Origin of the sequence: Streptomyces sp. NPDC098781 (assembly GCF_044759995.1) — a bacterium.
Classification (GTDB): domain Bacteria; phylum Actinomycetota; class Actinomycetes; order Streptomycetales; family Streptomycetaceae; genus Streptomyces.
The window spans coordinates 474540-494025 of record NZ_JBIWAK010000005.1 but is presented as its reverse complement, the minus strand read 5'-3'; the positions used below and the strand labels follow the sequence as shown (position 1 = coordinate 494025).

Here is a 19486-nt window from a genome sequence, read left to right as displayed (position 1 = left end):
GACCGGCCACGAACTGTCCGTGGCGATCGTGACAGTCTGGGCCTGGCTGGGCCAGCTGCTGTCCGCCCGCAAGTCGCTCTTCGCTTCCGAGAGGCCACTCAGGACTCCGAAGGCCATAACGGTGGAGAAGGCGGCGACAAGAATCGAGCGAAGCATTCTGTTCCGCATAGTCGGCTTCGTCCTCACTTGAAGGTCCCCTCTTCCCCCGTCGAGTAAGACGATGGCTCATTCGGGCACTTCATGGCCACACGATCGGTGCATCATGTTCCTGCATGTTCAGGACCCTGGGGGGTGGAGATTTGACAACGAATCAGACTAAAGCGACACATCCCCATGCGATGACCGAGATGTGCGCGGAAGGTGGCCGACTCTATGCGAACGCGCTGCGCACGGGGCGTATCGCTCGCGCGGACGTGGAGGCCGCTCCCTGCCTGGTGGAGTTCGCGCTGCTCTACCCGGACCCGGACGACCCGGACTGGCTGCGCCCGGTGCCGGCGTCGGTCGCCCTCGCCCAGCGTCTCAATCCGATCGAACGGGAGATCGCCGAACGCCGGCGGTTGTCGGTCGGCCTGGCCGAGGCCCTGCAACCCTTCATGGACCTCAGTACCCAGGTACCGGGGAGCACGCACTCCATCACCGTGCTGGAGGGCGGAGAGCGGATCAACGCCGCCCTCAACCTGGCCACGGCCCAGTGCCGGACCGAGATGCTCACGGTGCAGCCCAGCAACCGCATCTCGGAGAGCAGCCTGTTGCAGGGCCTGGAGCGGGACCGGCCGCTGATCGAGCGGGGCGTGCGGATACGGACCCTCTACCAGCACACCGTGCGCCACAACCCGGGGAAGCTGGCGTACGTCGCCCAACTCTCGGACGGCAAGGTGGAGTACCGCACCATCGACGAGTTGGTCGAGCGCCTCATCATCTGCGACGAGTCGGTCGCCTTCATCCCCACCCGGGACGACCAGCAGGTGGCCCTGGAACTGCGCCAGCCGGGGCTCATCCGGTACCTCATCAAGGTCTTCGAGTTCATGTGGAGCCGCGCGGTGCCGCTCACCGAACACGCGCCCTACGAGACCGCGCCGGACGGGATCACGGAGATCCAGCACTCCATCGCCAAGCTCCTCGTGGAGGGGCATGTCGACGAGGCGATAGCCCGCCGCCTGGGCATGAACGTACGCACCTGCCGGGCCCATATCGCCAAGCTGGCCACCGCCCTGGGCAGCGGGAGCCGGGCCCAACTCGGCTATCTCATCGCCCAGTCGGGGCTGCTGGAGGCGGACCAGTCCTCGTCGGGGGGAGACGGCCACCTGTGACCGAGGCGCGTCCGCCACCGCGGCCCCGCGCCCCACTCGGCCCTCTCATCGGCCGGTCGGGGATTCCTGACCGGGCACCCCATGTCCCCCGGGCACCCCACGGCCCGCGGGCAGCCCGGGCACCCCGGCGACTCTGATCACCGCGGCGTCGGAGGACGAGGCGCGCGAACGGTCCAGGCCCACCTGGGCGATCCGCACCCCCAGTTGGGTACGGCTCGCCGCCCCCAGCGTCTCCGACAGACGGGCGATGTGCGCCCGGCACGTCCGCACGCTTATCCCCAGCCGTTCCGCGATCACCGCGTCCTGATGCCCCTCGGCGAGCAGCGCGGCGATGGACTGCTCGCGGTGGGAGATGCCCTCGATGCCGGTGTCGGGGAGCGGGGCCGTCAGGGGGATCGCGAGCCGCCACAGCCGCTCGAACACCGTCACCAGGTAGTGCACCAGCCCCGGATGGCGCAGCTCCAGCGCCATCGTGCGGTCGGCGTTCGCCGGGATGAAGGCCACCGTGCGGTCGAAGAGGATCAGCCGGTCGATCACCTCGTCCAGAGTGCGGGCCTCCACCGAATCGCCCATCAGCTCGAGGTAGTTGAGCAGTCCCTGACCGTGCCGGGCCACGTGCGTGTACAGGTCGCGCATGCGCACGCCCCGCCCCCGCAGCGCCATCGCCCGGTGCAGCCCCTCCGTCAGCTCGTGCTCGGGACGGATGCCGCCGGGCTGCACGGTCAGCACCTCCCCGGTGCAGGCCTGCGTCGCCTCGTCCAGCGCGGCCTGGATGCGCGCGTCGCCCTCCAGGACCCGGATCGCCGAGCCCGGCGCCATGCCGTCGGCGCCGGCGGACTGTGCCGCGAGGGGCCCGAGTCCGGCGTACCACTCGAACGCGGCCACCGCCGAGCCCATCCGCCGCTGGCTCGCGCTCACCTCGTCGTACACCCCGCGCAGCAGGCGGGTCATGACCTCCTGCGGGGACGTGGGCACCAGCCAGGCCATGTCGTCGGGGTCGGGGTGCAGCAGCGCCAGTTCCAGCAGACAGGGCACCGGCTCCGCGTCCTGGCGCGGCACCCGGCCGTGCCGTACGGCACGCGCGTACACGCGGTCCCCGGCCTCGCACAGCCGGTCGGCACCGTGTGGATGCTCCTGCGCCCCGTGCCCGGCCATCGCCCATCCACCCCCGGTTCCTGCCTCGTTCGCCGGCTCGCTCACCTCCGGAGCGCGGGGTCGAGGCCCGGCCGTGCGGCCCTGCGGTTCGCTCGCGCTTCCGCAGCGCAACTATGCGCGGACCGGCCGTGCTCCGCAACACGGCTCCCCCGGGGACGGGCGTCGCAAAACACCAGTTCGTCCGGGTATTTCTGGGCCTCCGTCGGCCGAGTTGCAACAAGCTGACGGTGTCTTCCGGCCTTTGCGCTGTGTGCAGCAAAGGCGGAGGGGGAGAAGGGCGGAGGGACGCGGAGACGGGGTGGCGTCCCTACGGTCCGGCCGAACCGCGCCAACCGAAGGCCGCTCCCGGCCGGAGCCGAGAGCTCGCCGGGAGGTCCGGAGCGGACCGCGGGACGACCGAACGCAGTCGCAAAGCCGCTACTTGATCCCGGCCGCCGAGCAGTCCGACTTGTACTGCGCCGTGCAGATGTCGGACACCTCGTAGATCCCGTCCGCGAGGACGGTGTCCTTGATGTTCTGCTTCGTCAGGGCGACCACCGGGACCAGCAGGGCCGGGATCTTCTTGTCCGTCGGGCTGTCGACCTGGTCCTGCGCGAGCGCCTCGAACTGGATGTCGTGGCCCTGCACCTTGGCGACGGCCATCTCGGCGGCGCTCTCGGCCTCCTGCGGGTACGACTTGTACACACTCATGAACTGCTCGCCGGCCAGGATCCGCTGGACGGCGTCCAGTTCGGCGTCCTGCCCGGTGATCGGCGGCAGATCGGTCACGCCCGCCGCCTCCAGGGCCTTGATGACGCCGCCGGCCATGCCGTCGTTGGCGGAGTAGACGCCCTTGATGTTGTTCGCGCCTATGGACTTGATCGCCGCGGCCATGTTGGCCTGGGCGTTCTCCGGCTTCCAGTCCTTGGTGTCGTAGGACTTGGCGATGTCCACCGAGCCGTTGAGCTCGGAGAGGGCGCCCGCCTTGAACTGCTTGGCGTTGGGGTCGGTGGGCGAGCCGTTCATCATGACGATCTTGTCGGAGGAGTCGACCTCCCCCATGGCCTCCAGCAGGCTGCGGCCCTGGACCTCGCCGACCAGTTCGTTGTCGAAGGACACGTAGGCGTCGATCGGCCCCTCGGCCAGGCGGTCGTAGGCGATGACCGGGATGCCGGCGTCCTTGGCCTTCTGCACCCCGCCGGAGATGGCGTGCGCGTCGACGGCGTCCAGCAGGATCACGTCGACCTGGTCGGCGATCATCTGCTCCAGCTGGGTCTCCTGCTTGCCCGCGTCCGCGTCCGCGTTCTTGTAGACGACGCTGCCCTGCTTGTCGGTGAGCTCCAGGACCTTGCTTCTGATGATGGGGAAGTCGAACTTGTCGTAGCGCGTGTTCGCCGTCTCCGGCAGCAGCAGCCCCACCGTGAGGTCGTTGCCCTTGGTCGGGCTCGCCTCACTGCTGTCCCCGGTGACACCCAGTGCCCCGCACGCGGCCAGCGAGAGGGTCATCGTGGATGCGGCGGCCACGGCGGTGGCGGTGCGGCGCAGGGGGCGCAAGGGACGCATAAAGAAGCTCACTTCTGGTGCCTTCGGGACACGGGCGCGCCAGAGCGCCCAGATGTCTGAAAAGACAACGCGTCGACGCCCCCCAGCGTCAAGCGGAATCACTTAACGAGTGCGCAACACCACGCTCCGCTGATCATGTAAAGACATAGCGGAACCCCTCCAAACGCCCGTTACACCCCCTCCACCGAACCTCGATCGAACGTGTGACCAAGATCCGTACAACCAACCCCATTCCTCGCGAGTCCTGATGAGGACAGCTCGCCCCGCTGTCCCGTTACTCGACCAGAGGATCGAATGAACCCAGCCAGAGGCACGGCCGCCACGGTCGTGCTCGCCACCGCCGCAGGACTCGTCACCGCCGTCGCGGCCCCCGCCTCCGCGGCGGTCACCTGCACCTCACCGGTGTTCAAGCGGACATTCTACGCGAATACCAGCTTCTCCGGCACGCCGCGCAGGACCGACTGCGACGGCGTCATCGACCAGAACTGGGGCACGGGCGCCCCGGCTTCGGGACTGCCGACGAACAACTTCGGCGTCCGCTGGAGCGTGACCCGCGACTTCGGGTCCGGCGGGCCGTTCACTCTCAGCGCGTCCGGTCTGGACGGCATCCGCGTCTACGTCGACGGCAACCTGAAGATCAACCTCTGGAAGAACCTCTCCACGACGGTGTCCAAGACCGTCAACGTCGACATCCCGAAGGGCAAGCACGCCCTGCGGATCGACTACGTGAACTGGACCGGGTCCGCCCGCGTCAAGGTCGGCTACACGCCCCGCACTTCGGCCTCCGTCGACAAGATCGCACCGCTCAGCCCGACGGGCGCGGCCGTGACCTACGACCGGGCCACCGGCAAGGCCAGGCTGACCTGGGCCGGGAACAAGGAGATGGACCTCGCGGGGTATCGCGTCCACCGCCGGGTCAAGGGCGGCTCGTATCCCGCCGCTCCGCTGGCCACGACGACCTCGACGTCGTTCACCGACACCTCCCTCCCGGTCACGGGCGCCGCCTACGAGTACTCCGTCCGCGCCTACGACAAGGCCGGCAACGCGTCAGTGGGGACGGCTTCGCTGACGGTGACCACAGCCGACCGCACGGCGCCCGGCGTCCCGGGTGGGCTGAGCACGGATTCCCGGCAGGACGGGCTGTGGGTCGGCTGGGGTGCCGTCGAGGGGGCCACGTCGTACCGGGTGTACCGGGCGGCCACCGCGGACGGGACGTACACGCGCGTCGGCGCCACCTCCGACGCGTCCTACGTGGACACCTCGGCCGTGGAAGGCACCACCTACTTCTACCGGGCGACCTCCCTCGACGCCGCGGGCAACGAGTCCGCGCGGTCCTCGGCCGTGAGCGGCAAGCGCAAGGACCTCACCCCGCCGTCCGCTGTGACCGGCGTGAAGGTCACACCGACCGAGTACGGCTTCCATGTCAGCTGGGACGCCAACCCCACGCCCGATCTGGCGCGTTACGTGGTGCGCCGGGGTGAGCTGCTCGGTGACGAGGAGGAGCGGATGTGCTCCCTCTACCCGGGCTACTACCTCTCCGCCGATACCACCTCGTACGCCTACACCACCGTCCCGGACGGCGAGGAGTCCTGCTTCATCGTCGATGCCGTCGACGACGACTGGAACTCCAGCTTCCAGTGGACCCGCGAGGCCGAGATCGTCGTCGCGACCGAGCTGGACCTGACGCCGAGCACGCCGACGCCCGAGGGTTCGCCCCTGACGCTCACCGTCACCCCGGCCGAGGGCGCCGAGGGCAACCTCCTGGAGTGGTCCGGGGCGCAGGCCGAGAACGGCTACCGCGTCTACCGCTGGAACCGGGCGACTTCGGCCTACGAGAAGATCACCGACGCCGCCTCCGGTACCCACCAGTACTACGACACCGGCGTCTCGCGCGGCACCACGTCCTACTACTGGGTCACGGCCGTGTCCGCGGACGGCACGGAGAGCCTGCCGGCGGGCGACACGGCGGTCACCACGCCGTAGGTCCCGAGCACCGCGCAACAGACGAAGGGGCCGTGGGTTCGTACCCACGGCCCCTTCTGTGTCCTGACGTGACGTCAGTCGTTCTGCTGCCGCTTCGGCCGCCACACCACCAACGCGCTGGTCTGCTGCACCTCCTGGTACGGCACCAGATCGCGCCGGTAGGACGCGTGCACCGCCGCCTCGCGCTGCTGCATCGCCGCCGCGGCGCCCTCGACGGCGGCCTGGAGCTCCGCCACCCTGGCCTGGAGGGCGGCGACCTGGTTCTCCAGTTCGATGATGCGCTTGATGCCGGCCAGGTTGATGCCCTCGTCCTGCGACAACGCCTGCACCTGGCGGAGCAGTTCGATGTCGCGGGCCGAGTAGCGCCGGCCGCGGCCGGCCGTGCGGTCCGGGGACACCAGGCCCAGACGGTCGTACTGGCGCAGTGTCTGCGGGTGCAGGCCGGAGAGCTGGGCCGCCACCGAGATGACGTAGACCGGGGTCTCCTCGGTCAGTTCATACGGCCCACGGAAATTGTCACCGCGTCGACGACCGTCCATCACCGTCATGCTCCCTTCGCGGCCTCGAACAGCTCCGCCCGCGGATCCTCACCCGCGGTCGCCTCGCGATACGCCTCGAGCGCGTCACGAGCCTTCCCCGAAAGGTCCTTCGGGACACTCACCTCGACGGTGACCAGCAGGTCTCCGCGCGTGCCGTCCTTGCGGACCGCGCCCTTGCCCCGCGCCCGCATGGTGCGGCCGTTGGGCGTGCCCGGCGGCAGTTTCAGGGTGACCGGCGGTCCGCCCAGGGTGGGGACCCTGACCTCGCCGCCCAGCGCCGCCTCCGTGAAGGTCACGGGGACGGTCACCGTGAGGTTGTCGCCCTTGCGGCCGAACACCGGGTGGGCGTCGACGTGCACGGTGACGTACAGGTCGCCCGCCGGGCCGCCGCGCTCGCCGGGCGCTCCCTTGCCGCGCAGCCTGATGCGCTGACCGTCCGACACCCCGGCCGGGATGCGGACCTGCATGGTCCGGGACGACTTCGCGCGGCCGCTGCCCTTGCACTCCATGCACGGGTGCTCGGCGATCAGGCCGCGCCCCTTGCAGTCGGGGCAGGGGTCGGTGAGCGAGAAGCCGCCGCCCGAACCCCGGGCCACCTGGCCGGTGCCGACGCAGGTCGGGCACACCCGGGGTGTGCCGTTCTTGTCGCCGGTGCCCGCGCACGCCTTGCACGGCGACTGCGAGGACATCCGCAGCGGGACCGTCGCCCCCTCGATCGCCTCGGTGAAGCTGAGGCTGACCTCGGTGTCGATGTCCTGGCCCCGGCGTGGCTGGGTGCGGGTGGTGCCCGTACCGCCGCGGTTGAACAGGCCCCCGAAGACGTCACCGAGTCCGCCGCCGAAGCCGCCCGCTCCTTGCTGTCCGCCCTGGGCGCCGCCTCCGAAGAGGTCGCCCAGGTCGAAGTTGAAGGAGCCGCCCGTGCCGCCCGGCCCCGGGCGGAAGCCGCCGTTGCCGAACAGGGTGCGCGCCTCGTCGTACTCCTTGCGCTTCTTGGGGTCGCCGAGGACGTCGTTCGCCTCGGAGATCTCCTTGAAGCGCTCCTCCGCCTTGGCGTTGCCCTTGTTGGCGTCCGGGTGGTTCTCGCGGGCGAGCTTCCGGTACGCCTTCTTGATCTCGGCCTCGGTGGCGTCCTTGGGGACGCCGAGGACCTTGTAGTAGTCCTTCTCGATGAAGTCCTTGGTGCTCATCCTCGACGTCCCTCCTCTCTCCTCGTCAGTTCAACGTCAGCCCTCGTCCGGGCCACCGCTCTCCTTGTCGTCGGCCGCCTCGCCGGACTCCTCCGACTTGACGGTCTGCGCGCCCGGCTGGGGCTCGGCCACGGCCACCCGCGCGGGGCGGATGGTGCGCTCGCCGATGCGATACCCCGGCTGGAGGATCGCGACGCAGGTCGTCTCGGTGACGTCCGGCGCGTAGGAGTGCATGAGCGCCTCGTGGATCGTCGGGTCGAAGGGCTCGCCCTCCTTGCCGAACTGCTGAAGACCCATCTTCGCCGCCACGGTCTCCAGCGACTCCCCGACGGACTTGAATCCGCCGACGAGTTCGCCGTGTTCCCGCGCGCGGCCGATGTCGTCGAGCACGGGCAGGAGCTCGGTCAGCAGGTTCGCGATGGCGACCTCCTTGACCGTGATCCGGTCCCGCTCCACCCGGCGGCGGTAGTTCTGGAACTCGGCCTGGAGCCGCTGGAGGTCCGCGGTGCGCTCTTCGAGCGCCTTGCGCACCTGGTCCAGCTGCGCCGTCAGGCCGGCGATGTGAGCTGCCTCGTCCCCGGCCGGGGCCGCCCCCTCCTGAGGAGCGGCCTTCGACTCGGCGTCGTCAGGGGTCGCGCCGGAGGGGACGTCGGGCTTCTCCTCGAAGCCCGGGGTCTCCTCCGTCATTACGCGACACCGTCCTTGCGCTCGTCGTCCACGATCTCGGCGTCGACGACGTCGTCGTCAGCGGCCTTGCCGCCCTGGGTGGCGCCCTCGGGACCGCCCGCGGCCTGTCCGGCCTGGGCGTCGGCGTACATGGCCTGGCCGACCTTCTGGGAGACCGCGGCGACCTTCTCGGTGGCGGTGCGGATCTCGGCGGTGTCCTCGCCCTTGAGCGCGGTCTTCAGCTCCTCGACGGCGGCCTCGACCTCGGTCTTGACCTCGCCGGGGACCTTGTCCTCGTTGTCCTTGAGGAACTTCTCCGTCTGGTAGACGAGCTGCTCGCCCTGGTTGCGGGACTCTGCGGCCTCGCGGCGGCGGTGGTCCTCCTCCGCGTACTGCTCGGCCTCCTGGCGCATCCGGTCGACTTCGTCCTTCGGCAGCGAGGAGCCGCCGGTGACGGTCATCTTCTGCTCCTTGCCCGTGCCCAGGTCCTTGGCGGTCACGTGCATGATGCCGTTGGCGTCGATGTCGAAGGAGACCTCGATCTGCGGGACGCCGCGCGGGGCCGGGGGCAGGCCCGTGAGCTCGAACATGCCGAGCTTCTTGTTGTACGCCGCGATCTCGCGCTCGCCCTGGTAGACCTGGATCTGCACGGACGGCTGGTTGTCCTCGGCCGTCGTGAAGATCTCGGACCGCTTGGTCGGGATCGTGGTGTTGCGCTCGATGAGCTTGGTCATGATGCCGCCCTTGGTCTCGATACCGAGGGACAGCGGGGTCACGTCGAGGAGCAGGACGTCCTTGACCTCACCCTTGAGGACACCGGCCTGGAGCGAGGCGCCGATGGCGACGACCTCGTCCGGGTTCACGCCCTTGTTGGCCTCCTTGCCGCCGGTCAGCTCCTTGACGAGCTCGGCGACGGCGGGCATGCGGGTGGAGCCACCGACGAGGACGACGTGGTCGATCTCGTTGATGGAGACGCCGGCGTCCTTCATGACGTTGAAGAACGGGGTCTTGCAGCGCTCCAGGAGGTCCGCGGTCAGCTGCTGGAACTGGGCGCGGGTGAGCTTCTCGTCGAGGTGCAGGGGGCCCTCGGCGGAGGCGGTGATGTAGGGCAGGTTGATCGAGGTCTCGGTGGACGAGGACAGCTCGATCTTGGCCTTCTCGGCAGCCTCACGCAGACGCTGGAGGGCCATCTTGTCCTTGGCGAGGTCCACGCCGTGACCGGACTTGAACTGCTGCACCAGGTAGTCGACGACACGCTGGTCCCAGTCGTCACCACCGAGGTGGTTGTCACCGTTGGTGGCCTTCACCTCGACGACGCCGTCGCCGATCTCCAGGAGGGACACGTCGAAGGTGCCGCCACCGAGGTCGAAGACGAGGATCGTCTGGTCGTCCTTGTCGAGGCCGTACGCCAGCGCGGCCGCGGTGGGCTCGTTGACGATGCGCAGGACGTTCAGACCGGCGATCTCGCCGGCCTCCTTCGTCGCCTGGCGCTCGGAGTCGTTGAAGTACGCCGGGACGGTGATGACCGCGTCGGTCACCTTCTCGCCCAGGTAGGACTCGGCGTCGCGCTTCAGCTTCTGGAGGATGAAGGCGGACATCTGCTGCGGGTTGAAGGGCTTCCCGTCGAGCTCCGTCTTCCAGTCGGTGCCCATGTGGCGCTTCACGGACCTGATGGTCCGGTCCACGTTGGTGACCGCCTGACGCTTGGCGACCTCGCCGACCAGCACTTCGCCGTTCTTCGCGAAGGCGACGACGGACGGCGTGGTCCTGGCACCCTCGGCGTTGGTGATGACGGTGGGCTCGCCGCCCTCCAGAACGCTGACGACGGAGTTAGTCGTGCCCAGGTCGATGCCGACCGCACGTGCCATGGTTGATTCCTCCAGCTGACTTGAGTGGAACGGACTCAAGTGTGCACGACGGCTCCCGATGGGTCAACAGACCTGAGTCGCCCTCACTCAACTCTTATCCGTTCCTTACGCGCAACTGGGCTCCCACCTGCGAAGACGCGACCCGCGCGGACGCCCGAACGGAGTCCTGCACCGGAAAGCTGGGTTGACGCCGAGGCCCGTAGGTCTTGATGTGCAGCAACGCGAACACGGCGATCAGGGCAGCCACCCCCACCCACAACGTCCCGGACCGCGCCATCCATCCCATGTGCACGAGGACGCCGACGAGTACCCCGGCGAAGGCCCCGGCACCCAGCAGGACCGTCACCCCCTGCGGAGTGAGGCCGACCCGGCGCAGCCGGTGGGCGAGATGGTCCGGCCCGCCCCGCAGCAGCGGCCGTCCGGCCAGCCGCCGGGACAGCGCCACGAGCAGGACGTCGGCGGTGGCGAGGAAGGTGAGCGCGTAGAGCACGCCCGCGCTCGACACCGGGTCGTGCCCGGCACGGGTCATCACGGCCGACGACGCCAGCACGAACCCGACGAACAGCGAGCCGGACGCCCCGAGCCCGATCTTCGCGGGATGCCAGTTGTGCATGAGGAACCCGGTCAGGGCGGCGGCCAGCACGCTGAGCAGGACGGCCAGTTCGTCCATCACCTCGGCCGCCGCGCACACGCCGACACCGAACGCGGTGAGCACCCCGACCGTGCCGACCAGCGCGTCCGCGTGATCGAGCGCCTTGAAGCCGACGGCGACGGCGACGATCCAGCCGACGGCGACCAGGCCCAGCAGGATGCCCGTGTCGCCGTACGGCACCACACAGGCGGCCGCCACGGCCGTACCGCCGACCAGGAACCGCGCCTTGACCCGGCGGACGTCGGCGACCAGCCCGAGCACGGCGACGGCGCCCGCGGCGATCAGCAGCCGCATGATCTCCGGGCCCAGCCGGGCGACCCCCGTCCACTCCCCCGCACCGGCGACCAGGCATGTCACGAGCGCGACGGCCACTCCGCCGAGCAGGGGCAGCGGACGCTGCCGCCGGCGGTCCACGATGCCGAAGCGCAGGGCGGGCAGGCGGAAGAGCGCCGCGAGCAGGGCGGCGAGAAGGAGGGCGGCGGTTGCGGCAGCGATACCGTAAAGCACGGGGCTAGGTTAGTGGCGTATATACCATTTCGGGATGAATAACACGATCCGTTCTTAAGGCAACCCTCAGCGACTCAGATCACCCCGCGCCTGGCTACAGTGCGATGGAGGATGCGGGTAGTCTCAGAGGACTGCATAAGTTACCGCTTAGTAATGTCGCCTCGCAGGCCCGAGGAGCCCCGAAATGCAACTCGCCGCGATCATCGTGTCGCTGGTGCTGACCGTGGTCGGCGTTGCGCTGCTCGCACGCGCCATCGGCCAGTTCGTCCGGTACTTCAAACTCGGCCAGCCGGTCCCGGCCGGCAGCCGTACCGACAACCCCTACGCGCGCAGCGTGACGCTGGTGAAGGAGTTCCTCGGCCACACCCGGATGAACCGGTGGGGCATCGTCGGCGTCGCGCACTGGTTCGTGGCGGTCGGCTTCCTGACGCTGCCGCCGACCCTGGCCCAGGCGTTCGGCCAGCTCTTCCAGGCCGACTGGACGCTGCCGATCATCGGCGGCTTCCTGCCGTTCGAGCTGTACATCGAGTTCATCGGCGTGATGACGATCCTGGGCATCGCGGTGCTCATCGTGATCCGCCTGCTGAGCCTGCCCTCGCGCCCCGGCCGCAAGTCCCGCTTCGCGGGCTCCAAGTCGGGCCAGGCGTACTTCGTCGAGTACGTGATCCTCACCATCGGCCTCGCGATCTACGTGCTGCGGGGCCTGGAGGGCGCGATCCACCACGTGGAGCACTACGAGGCGGCGTACTTCGCCTCGTACCCGCTGGTCCTGGCCTTCAAGGGACTCAGCGTCGGTGTGCTTCAGAACCTGGTCTACCTCACCGCCATGGTGAAGATCGGCACCTCGTTCATCTGGATGATCGTCGTCTCGCTGAACACCAACATGGGTGTGGCCTGGCACCGCTTCCTGGCCTTCCCGAACATCTGGTTCAAGCGCGAGGCGACCGGCGGGACCGCCCTGGGCGCCCTCCAGCCGATGACCTCCGGCGGCAAGCCGATCGACTTCACCGACCCCGGTGACGACGACGTCTTCGGCGTCTCCCAGGTCGAGCAGTTCTCCTGGAAGGGCCTGCTGGACTTCTCCACCTGCACCGAGTGCGGCCGCTGCCAGTCGCAGTGCCCCGCCTGGAACACCGGCAAGCCCCTCTCCCCCAAGCTGCTGATCATGTCGCTGCGCGACCACGCGCACGCCAAGGCGCCGTACCTGCTGGCCGGCGGCGGCAAGACCATGGAGGGCGAGGAGAAGGCGTCCGAGGAGCAGCTCGCCTCAGTGCCTGCCGAGGCGCTGGCGGAGGCCGAGCGTCCGCTGATCGGCACCGCGGAAGAGAACGGCGTCATCGACCCGGACGTGCTGTGGTCCTGCACCACCTGCGGCGCCTGTGTCGAGCAGTGCCCGGTGGACATCGAGCACATCGACCACATCGTCGACATGCGCCGCTACCAGGTGATGATCGAGTCCGCGTTCCCGTCCGAGGCGGGCACGATGCTCAAGAACCTGGAGAAGAAGGGCAACCCCTGGGGCCTGGCGAAGAAGCAGCGCCTGGAGTGGCTCAAGGAGGTCGACTTCGAGGTCCCGGTCGTCGGCCAGGACATCGAGGACCTCACCGAGGTCGAGTACCTGTACTGGGTCGGCTGCGCCGGCGCCCTGGAGGACCGGGCCAAGAAGACCACCAAGGCCTTCGCCGAGCTGCTGCACATCGCGGGCGTGAAGTTCGCGATCATGGGCGGCGACGAGAAGTGCACCGGTGACTCCGCCCGCCGCCTCGGCAACGAGCCCCTGTTCCAGGAGCTCGGCATGGAGAACGTCATGGCGCTGAACATGGCGTTCGGCGAGGAGATGGACGACGACGGCAAGGTGACCGAGGAGTCCCGCAAGCCCAAGTCGGCCAAGAAGATCGTCGCCACCTGCCCGCACTGCCTGAACACGATCGGCAACGAGTACCCGCAGATCGGCGGCGACTACGAGGTCATCCACCACACCCAGCTGCTCCAGCACCTGGTGGACGAGGGCAAGCTGGTCCCGGTGACCCCGGTCGAGGGCATCATCACCTACCACGACCCCTGCTACCTGGGCCGGCACAACAAGATCTACACGCCGCCGCGCGAGATCATCGCCGCCGTCCCGGGCGTCCGCAACGAGGAGATGCACCGCCACAAGGAGCGCGGCTTCTGCTGCGGCGCCGGTGGTGCGCGGATGTGGATGGAGGAGCGGATCGGCAAGCGCATCAACAACGAGCGCGTCGACGAGGCTCTCTCCGTCAATCCCGACATCGTCTCGACGGCCTGCCCGTTCTGCCTGGTCATGCTCACGGACTCGGTGAACGGCAAGAAGAACGACGGCAAGGCCAAGGAGTCCATCCAGGTCGTCGACGTCGCCCAGCTGCTGCTGGATTCCGTCAAGACGCCGGTCACGGACGACGAGCCCCCGACGGGCGAGGCCGAGGCGGAGAACGCGCCGGAGCCGGCACCGGCGAAGTAACCGGCGCCCTCGGGCCGAACAGCCGACGACGCCCCCTGTCCCACGCGGGACAGGGGGCGTCGTCGTACGGCAGGCTGGAGGCAGGAACTGATCGGAGAGGACCGAAGCGTGATCATTTTCGGCACCAAGGGCTATCTGTACCAGCTCGCGATACTCACGCTGGTGTGTGGCCAGTGCGGCAACCCCGCGGCCCACACCCTGAGGAAGCGCGTCACGAAGTTCACGCTGTTCTTCGTGCCGCTGTTCCCGATCTCGACCAAGTACGCGACGCAGTGCACCTTCTGCGGCGCGGAGCAGAAGGTCAGCCAGGAGCAGGCCACGCAGCTCCAGGCGCAGGCCACCGCCGGGGGCCCCGGTGGTCAGCAGCCGTACGGACAGCCTCAGCAGCCGTACCACTCCTGACCCGGTCCCGGCCCGGTCGGCCGGGAGTTCCGGAACCCCCGGCGGGGGCCTACGGCTTCGGCTGCCTGGGGCCGTTCATGGTGTCGGCGGCGTGCTTCGGGCCGGGGCGCGACGAGAACTGGCCGACAAGCTCGCGAAAGCAGACCAGGGCGGTGATCGGCGGAATTCCGACGATCACCATCGCCAGCATGGAATCCGCGGACTGTCCGATGCACAGGGCGACGGCGACGCCGGAGGAGACGAACATGACGGCCCAGGACCGCCGGGCGGTCCGGCGCTGAACGGACGCCCGCAGGATGGAAAGTCCCGCCAGCAGCCACGGCCCGTACACCGTCAGCGGCCACCAGTGGGCCAGCTTCGGCGAGACCACGAGCAGCGCGATGGAACGCAGCTGATCGTATGAATACGAAATGGACCAGGTGAGCATCGTCACTGCGCACAGGGTGATGAGTGTGACCAGGATCGAGACGGTGAGGAACCTCGGATTTCGGGTGAGACCGTGCGCGCCGGGCTGCGGGCGCTTGCGATGGACCGGGCGGGGCTGCGGCGGAGGCGGCCGGTCCGTGTCCTGCCGGGGCGGGACGGGCTCCGCGACGACGGGCGTGGCACCCAGCATCTGCGCCAGCTCCTGGTCCAGGTCCCAGCCTTCCGGCGTGATCACCTGGTCCGGCGCCTGCCAGAGGTTCTGCATGTCCAGCTGCTGGGCGTAATGAGGCTGCTCGCCTACCGCGTCATAGTCGATCCTCATTTCTAGAACTGTTCCCCTTCCATCGCCGCACGAATATATTCACGCTCCATCCGGCTGATGGTTTTCAGGAAATCCTCAAGCAGATCAGAGCACTGGGTGATGCTTTCCGCAGCAGTCTGATCAGATACCTGAAGCGACCCGAGCGAAAGAGCATCGGCTGCGTGTTTTTCCTGCCAAGTCACGCCCACATAACGAGTGCCGCGCGGGGCAGGACATCTGGCATTCGGGGGAATATGCGTCAACGGTGATTATCTGGAATATCCATCGACAGGGTCCGGACGTCGAAATTCAGAATATCTATGAAACGGCCCAAGGGTCCGGGTGGCCACCGACGCCGGGTGGCCACCGACGCCGACACTCGCCGGTGGCGATCAACCGGGCGAGGGCGGGCGGCGAAGCCGAGTGGGGTGCGGGTGGTGAGCCGGCCGTCGTCCAGGGCCCGCCCCGCCTTCGGCTGTGCGACGGCCGCGCAGGCCGCGAGCACCGAGACCGCCGCGCGGGTCGCGACGGTGCCGAGTCCTGCGGCGGCGCCGGAGACCGGCAGGAAGCCGACACCGACGGAGAGGGCGGCGGTCGCCGCGGTCAGGGCCGCGGTAGGGCGCAGGAACGCCGGGTCGGCCAGCCGCCGGGCCAGGTCCAGCACCGTCTGCCGTTGCTTGGGAAGGGGCGGTACGTGAGGGACGGCTACGACGGCCCAGAGCGCGACCCCCAGACCGAGCGCCGCCAGGACGACGAACAGCAGCCGCAGACCGCCGGCCCACACCAGGACGCCGCCGAGCAGGGGGCCGAGGGTGTAGCCGACGGACTTGGGGAAGCCGTAGCTGCCGAACGCCCGTCCGTGCTTGGCGGCCGGGTTCAGCCGGGCGACCAGCGCGGAGGCGGACGGCGAGAACGCGGAGGCGGCGCCGTGGCCGAGCCGTGCGGCCCACAGCCGGCCAGGGCTGTCGGCGACGACTAGGCGGCGGAGCCGGCGGCGAAGGCGACGAGCCCGCCGAGCACGAGCAGGGAGGTCACGGCGTCGTCGGAGTGACCTCCGAGGTTGGCGGCGATGCCGTGCGCACCGAAGGCGCCGGAGCGGCCTGCGGGGGCGCCGGCGCGGTCATCGGCCCGTCCCCTCCTCCGACGCCCGCGGCTCCGGTACCTGGTGCAGGGCGGCGAAGACGCGCTCGGCGTAGTCCTCGCAGGCGGTCACGCAGGCCTTGAGGCGCTCACCGGCCGGCCGGGCCTCGGGGGCGCCGAAGACGTCCCTCGCCGTCAGGTCGCGGTGCCAGCGGCGCAGCCGCTCCAGAGACTGTTCCTCCTCCTCCAGCTCGGCGAGGGTGAACTTGGCGATGCGGACCTCCTTGGCCAGTTCCGTCTCGAACTTGCCGCAGTCGGCGAGGAACTCGGTCCAGTCGGCGGAGCGCGCGGCCGTGAACATGGCCCGCAGCCGCCGCCCGTCCTGCGCCCCACGCCCGGTCGCCGCGAGCGACACCGCCTCGCCGCCGGCTCGCTCGGTCAGCTCCAGCGCCCGGCCGACGCCGTCGGTGAACACCGGTACGTCCGGTACGGCCCACACGCCCTGCCCGAGCGAGAGCGCGCCGATCTTCCGCAGTTCGCGCCAGACGGCGACGCGGTGCCGGGAGGGTTGGGCCGGGAGCCGGACGACGAGGACGATCCAGCGCGTCTCGTCGCGCGCGTCGCCGCCCTCGTCGTCCTGGAGCTCGGTCACACCTCAAAATGTAGCAGCCGTTACATCCGAGCGGGCCTCGTCCGGTATCCGGGGATCGATGCGGGAACGGTCAGTCCTGGCGCTCGACGTCCGTGCCGGGTCCGCCCGAGAGGGTGTCCGTGCCCGGGCCGCCGTACAGCTTGTCGTTGCCGCTGTTGCCGTAGATCGTGTCGTTGCCGCTGTTGCCGTACAGGACGTCGGCGCCCGGACCGCCGTACAGGAAGTCGTCTCCGGTACCGCCCCGCACGGTGTCGTTGCCGTCTCCGCCGTTCAGGCGCTGCCGGCCGGCGCCGCCGAGGAGGACATCGTTGCCCGCGCCGCCGTCCGCGTCGCTCTCGTCGCCGTAGGAGTAGATCCGGTCGGCACCGTTCTCGCCGAGCGCGATGGTTCCGTCCGCGCCGTGGATCTCGTCGTTGCCGTCCCCGCCGAGGGCCACGCCGGCGGTGCCCACCGTGAGGGTGTCGTCGCCCGTGCCGCCCTTGACCGAGCCGCCGTCGACGCTGCCGGCGTGGGTCGAGGTGTCCTTTCCGGCGCCCAGGTCGGCGGAGACCATGTAGTAGGCCTGGTCGGTGTCGTTGCGGTAGGTGAAGGCGTCGTTGCCGTCGCCGAGTGCCACGGTCAGGGTGGCGTACGGGTCCTGGCTGTCCCGGGTCTCGATCGTGCAGGAGACCTTGGTGAGGTCCGCGCTGTCGGGGTGGGCGCAGCCGGTTCCCACGGTGATCGCGACCACGTCGTCGATGACGTACGTGATGTGCGACAGGCCCTCGCTCGCCGTGGCGGTGACGACGGCCTTGTTGGCCTGGCCGGACGCGGCCCGGTATTCGATGGTCCCGCCGGAGGCACCGGCCGTCGCGGTGGCCGACGATGTCGCGGCGGCCGCCACCACGGGCAGTGCCGCCGACGCGGTCAGGGCCGCGCCGAGGGCCAGGGTGAGGGCCGAGGCGGCTCGTAAGCCCCTGGGGCCGACGGGACGGACGGTGCGTATGGGGCGCAAGGACATGACATACCTCCGTGAGGAACAAGTGGTGTCAACAACCACATGTGACTCGCGGTGTATGCGCGGGGTTGCGTTCGCATTCGTACGGCGACGGGCGGTCAGCCGCCGGCACAGGGCCCGCCGACACCTGCTGACCAGCGGTGATCGTTCCTTCCGAGCACGCGACGACACCTGGCCTTCGGCCAGGTGTCGCCAGGAATTCACACTGCGGCGCGGGGTCAGGAGAGCCAGTCGGAATAGCGGGTGGGCGCGAGGTGCGCCCCCTTGTCCGTGAGGACGTCTCCGTTGACGACCGCGAACATTCCGGCCGTGGGATCGGTGACGACCGTACGGCTGTCGCCCTTGTGGGACAGGGTGATCCGGCCCAGTTCGTCGAGGTTGAAGATCTCGGGTCCGCCGATGGCGTGGATGCCGTTGAGGGGCTCGCCCGCGGCGACCTCCGCCACTCCCGCCGCCACGTCCTTCGCGGCGATCGGCTGGACCGGCGTGGCGGGCAGCCGGACCGTGTCGCCGTCGGCGGTCCAGGACAGGACGGAGTCGATGAACTCCATGAACTGCGTCGCCCGGACGATCGAGTACGGCACGGGCCCGGCCGCGAGGAGTTCCTCCTGGAGCGCCTTGGCCTTGTAGTAGTCCAGCTGCGGGACCTGGTCGACGCCGACGATGGAGAGGATGACGAAGTGGCCGACGCCGCTCTTCGCGGACGCCGCCAGCAGGTTCTCCATCGAGGTCCGGAAGAACGCGGGGGACGCTTCGTCGAACGTCGGCGAGTTCGTCAGGTTGACCACGACGTCGGCTCCCGCCACCGCCTCTTCCACCCCCTGTCCGGTGATGACGTCGACGCCGGTGGACAGTGAGTGCGGCACCGCCTCGTGCCCGGCGGAGTTGAGATGGGCGACGACCTGCGAGCCGATGAGGCCGGTTCCGCCGATGACCGCGAACTTCATGAGATGCCTTTCGCCGGTGGAGTTGTGGAAAGTGGCTTACGTACCACTATGTGGGCCCGTCGGGAACGGGCGCGCGCTGTGCGGTCCTCAGCCACCGTCGACGACCGTGACCGTCTCGTCCAGTGGAGCCCGGCCGATACGCGCCTCGCGGGCGGCCGCGTCCTCGAACCCGATCGACATGCCGCAGAAGAGCATGAGGTCGTCCGGCGGTGACAGCACCTCGGCCACCGACTTGTGGTACTTCGCCCACGCCATCTGCGCACAGCTGTGCAGCCCCTCGGCACGCAGCAGCAACATGACCGTCTGGAGATACATGCCGACGTCGGACCACTGGGCCGGACCCATACAGCGGTCGATGTAGCAGAACAGCGCGGCCGGCGCGCCGAAACAGTCCCAGTTCGCGGCAGCCGCCCGCTGGCGCGCCTCCAGGTCCTCACGCGGGATGCCGAGCCCGCCGTAGCGGTGCTCGCCGAAGGCGTTGCGGCGTTCGCGGTAGGGGGACTTCAGACCATGCGGGTACTGCTCGTACTCGGCCTCGTCCCAGGGCTCGCCCGACGCCACGCGCTCCCCGGCGTGCGTCTTCAGCTCGGCCAGCGGTCTGCCGGTCACCACGTAGGCACGCCACGGCTGGAGGTTGGACGCCGACGGCGCCCAGGCCGCGGCGGACAGGACACGTCGCAGCACCTCCCTCGGAACGGGCCGGTCGGTGAACCCGCGCACCGCCCGTCGGCTCGTGACCGCTTCGTAGACGTCCAAGATCGCCTGCCTCCGTTCGCTCGGCGCGCTCGGTCGG

General features: G+C 69.4%; 17 protein-coding genes and 1 pseudogene. 4 read left to right on the top strand and 14 right to left on the bottom strand.

Translation table 11 applies throughout. The features are described from left to right. Positions 1–338: 338 nt before the first annotated feature. Positions 339–1310, top strand: coding sequence for a helix-turn-helix transcriptional regulator (locus ACIQWG_RS23080; RefSeq protein ID WP_404098816.1), 972 nt, complete (start codon positions 339–341; stop codon positions 1308–1310). Between the two features lie 45 nt (positions 1311–1355). On the opposite strand, the gene ACIQWG_RS23075 is transcribed toward ACIQWG_RS23080, so the two are convergent. Both ACIQWG_RS23075 and ACIQWG_RS23070 read right to left on the bottom strand, forming a co-directional pair. Continuing rightward, on the bottom strand, positions 1356–2465 hold the full coding sequence (locus ACIQWG_RS23075; protein WP_404098813.1) for a LuxR C-terminal-related transcriptional regulator: 1110 nt from the start codon (positions 2463–2465) through the stop codon (positions 1356–1358). A gap of 417 nt (positions 2466–2882) precedes the next feature. Then, positions 2883–4007, bottom strand: coding sequence for a substrate-binding domain-containing protein (locus ACIQWG_RS23070; protein ID WP_404098811.1), 1125 nt, complete (start codon positions 4005–4007; stop codon positions 2883–2885). Between the two features lie 294 nt (positions 4008–4301). Between ACIQWG_RS23070 and ACIQWG_RS23065 the strand changes: the two genes are divergently transcribed. Beyond that, the gene (locus ACIQWG_RS23065; protein ID WP_404098810.1) at positions 4302–5990 is read left to right on the top strand and encodes a fibronectin type III domain-containing protein; all 1689 of its coding nucleotides are present in this window, start codon (positions 4302–4304) and stop codon (positions 5988–5990) included. A gap of 74 nt (positions 5991–6064) precedes the next feature. Here ACIQWG_RS23065 and ACIQWG_RS23060 read toward each other — a convergent pair whose 3' ends face one another. The 5 genes from ACIQWG_RS23060 to ACIQWG_RS23040 all read right to left on the bottom strand — a co-directional run bounded on the left by ACIQWG_RS23060 (position 6065) and on the right by ACIQWG_RS23040 (position 11409). After that, positions 6065–6529 carry a heat shock protein transcriptional repressor HspR gene (locus ACIQWG_RS23060; protein ID WP_404098808.1) on the bottom strand — a complete coding sequence of 155 codons (465 nt, stop codon included), beginning with the start codon at positions 6527–6529 and terminating at the stop codon, positions 6065–6067. Between the two features lie 5 nt (positions 6530–6534). Further along, entirely contained in the window at positions 6535–7716 is a 1182-nt protein-coding gene (gene dnaJ, locus ACIQWG_RS23055) for a molecular chaperone DnaJ (RefSeq protein WP_404098806.1), read from the bottom strand. Positions 7717–7752: 36 nt separating this feature from the next. After that, positions 7753–8403, bottom strand: coding sequence for a nucleotide exchange factor GrpE (gene grpE, locus ACIQWG_RS23050; RefSeq protein WP_404098804.1), 651 nt, complete (start codon positions 8401–8403; stop codon positions 7753–7755). After that, positions 8403–10250, bottom strand: coding sequence for a molecular chaperone DnaK (gene dnaK / locus ACIQWG_RS23045; protein WP_404098801.1), 1848 nt, complete (start codon positions 10248–10250; stop codon positions 8403–8405). The genes grpE and dnaK overlap by 1 nt, the downstream gene beginning before the upstream one ends. 94 nt (positions 10251–10344) lie before the next feature. Beyond that, positions 10345–11409 carry an MraY family glycosyltransferase gene (locus ACIQWG_RS23040; protein WP_404098799.1) on the bottom strand — a complete coding sequence of 355 codons (1065 nt, stop codon included), beginning with the start codon at positions 11407–11409 and terminating at the stop codon, positions 10345–10347. A gap of 184 nt (positions 11410–11593) precedes the next feature. On the opposite strand from ACIQWG_RS23040, the gene ACIQWG_RS23035 reads away from it, so the two are divergent. Both ACIQWG_RS23035 and ACIQWG_RS23030 read left to right on the top strand, forming a co-directional pair. Continuing rightward, positions 11594–13888, top strand: a complete 2295-nt coding sequence (locus tag ACIQWG_RS23035; protein ID WP_404098796.1) for a heterodisulfide reductase-related iron-sulfur binding cluster — start codon at positions 11594–11596, stop codon at positions 13886–13888. Positions 13889–13996: 108 nt separating this feature from the next. Then, complete coding sequence (locus ACIQWG_RS23030; protein ID WP_404098795.1) at positions 13997–14290, top strand: zinc-ribbon domain-containing protein; 294 nt, start codon at positions 13997–13999, stop codon at positions 14288–14290. Between the two features lie 49 nt (positions 14291–14339). On the opposite strand, the gene ACIQWG_RS23025 is transcribed toward ACIQWG_RS23030, so the two are convergent. From ACIQWG_RS23025 to ACIQWG_RS22995, 7 genes and pseudogenes are all read right to left on the bottom strand, one after another. Then, complete coding sequence (locus tag ACIQWG_RS23025; protein WP_404098793.1) at positions 14340–15038, bottom strand: DUF2637 domain-containing protein; 699 nt, start codon at positions 15036–15038, stop codon at positions 14340–14342. A gap of 2 nt (positions 15039–15040) precedes the next feature. Beyond that, positions 15041–15220 carry a hypothetical protein gene (locus ACIQWG_RS23020; protein ID WP_404098791.1) on the bottom strand — a complete coding sequence of 60 codons (180 nt, stop codon included), beginning with the start codon at positions 15218–15220 and terminating at the stop codon, positions 15041–15043. Positions 15221–15438: 218 nt separating this feature from the next. Continuing rightward, positions 15439–16088: pseudogene (locus tag ACIQWG_RS23015) on the bottom strand (MFS transporter); the annotation flags it as partial. Positions 16089–16137: 49 nt separating this feature from the next. Continuing rightward, positions 16138–16749, bottom strand: a complete 612-nt coding sequence (locus tag ACIQWG_RS23010) for a Chromate resistance protein ChrB (RefSeq protein WP_404098789.1) — start codon at positions 16747–16749, stop codon at positions 16138–16140. Between the two features lie 70 nt (positions 16750–16819). Then, positions 16820–17749: a calcium-binding protein gene (locus ACIQWG_RS23005; RefSeq protein WP_404098786.1), complete on the bottom strand. Its 930-nt coding sequence runs from the start codon at positions 17747–17749 to the stop codon at positions 16820–16822. A 215-nt stretch (positions 17750–17964) separates the two neighbouring features. Next, positions 17965–18693 (bottom strand): SDR family oxidoreductase, encoded by a 729-nt coding sequence (locus ACIQWG_RS23000; protein WP_404098783.1) that lies wholly within the window; start codon positions 18691–18693, stop codon positions 17965–17967. Between the two features lie 87 nt (positions 18694–18780). After that, positions 18781–19449, bottom strand: a complete 669-nt coding sequence (locus tag ACIQWG_RS22995) for a nitroreductase (protein ID WP_404098781.1) — start codon at positions 19447–19449, stop codon at positions 18781–18783. Between the last annotated feature and the right edge of the window lie 37 nt (positions 19450–19486).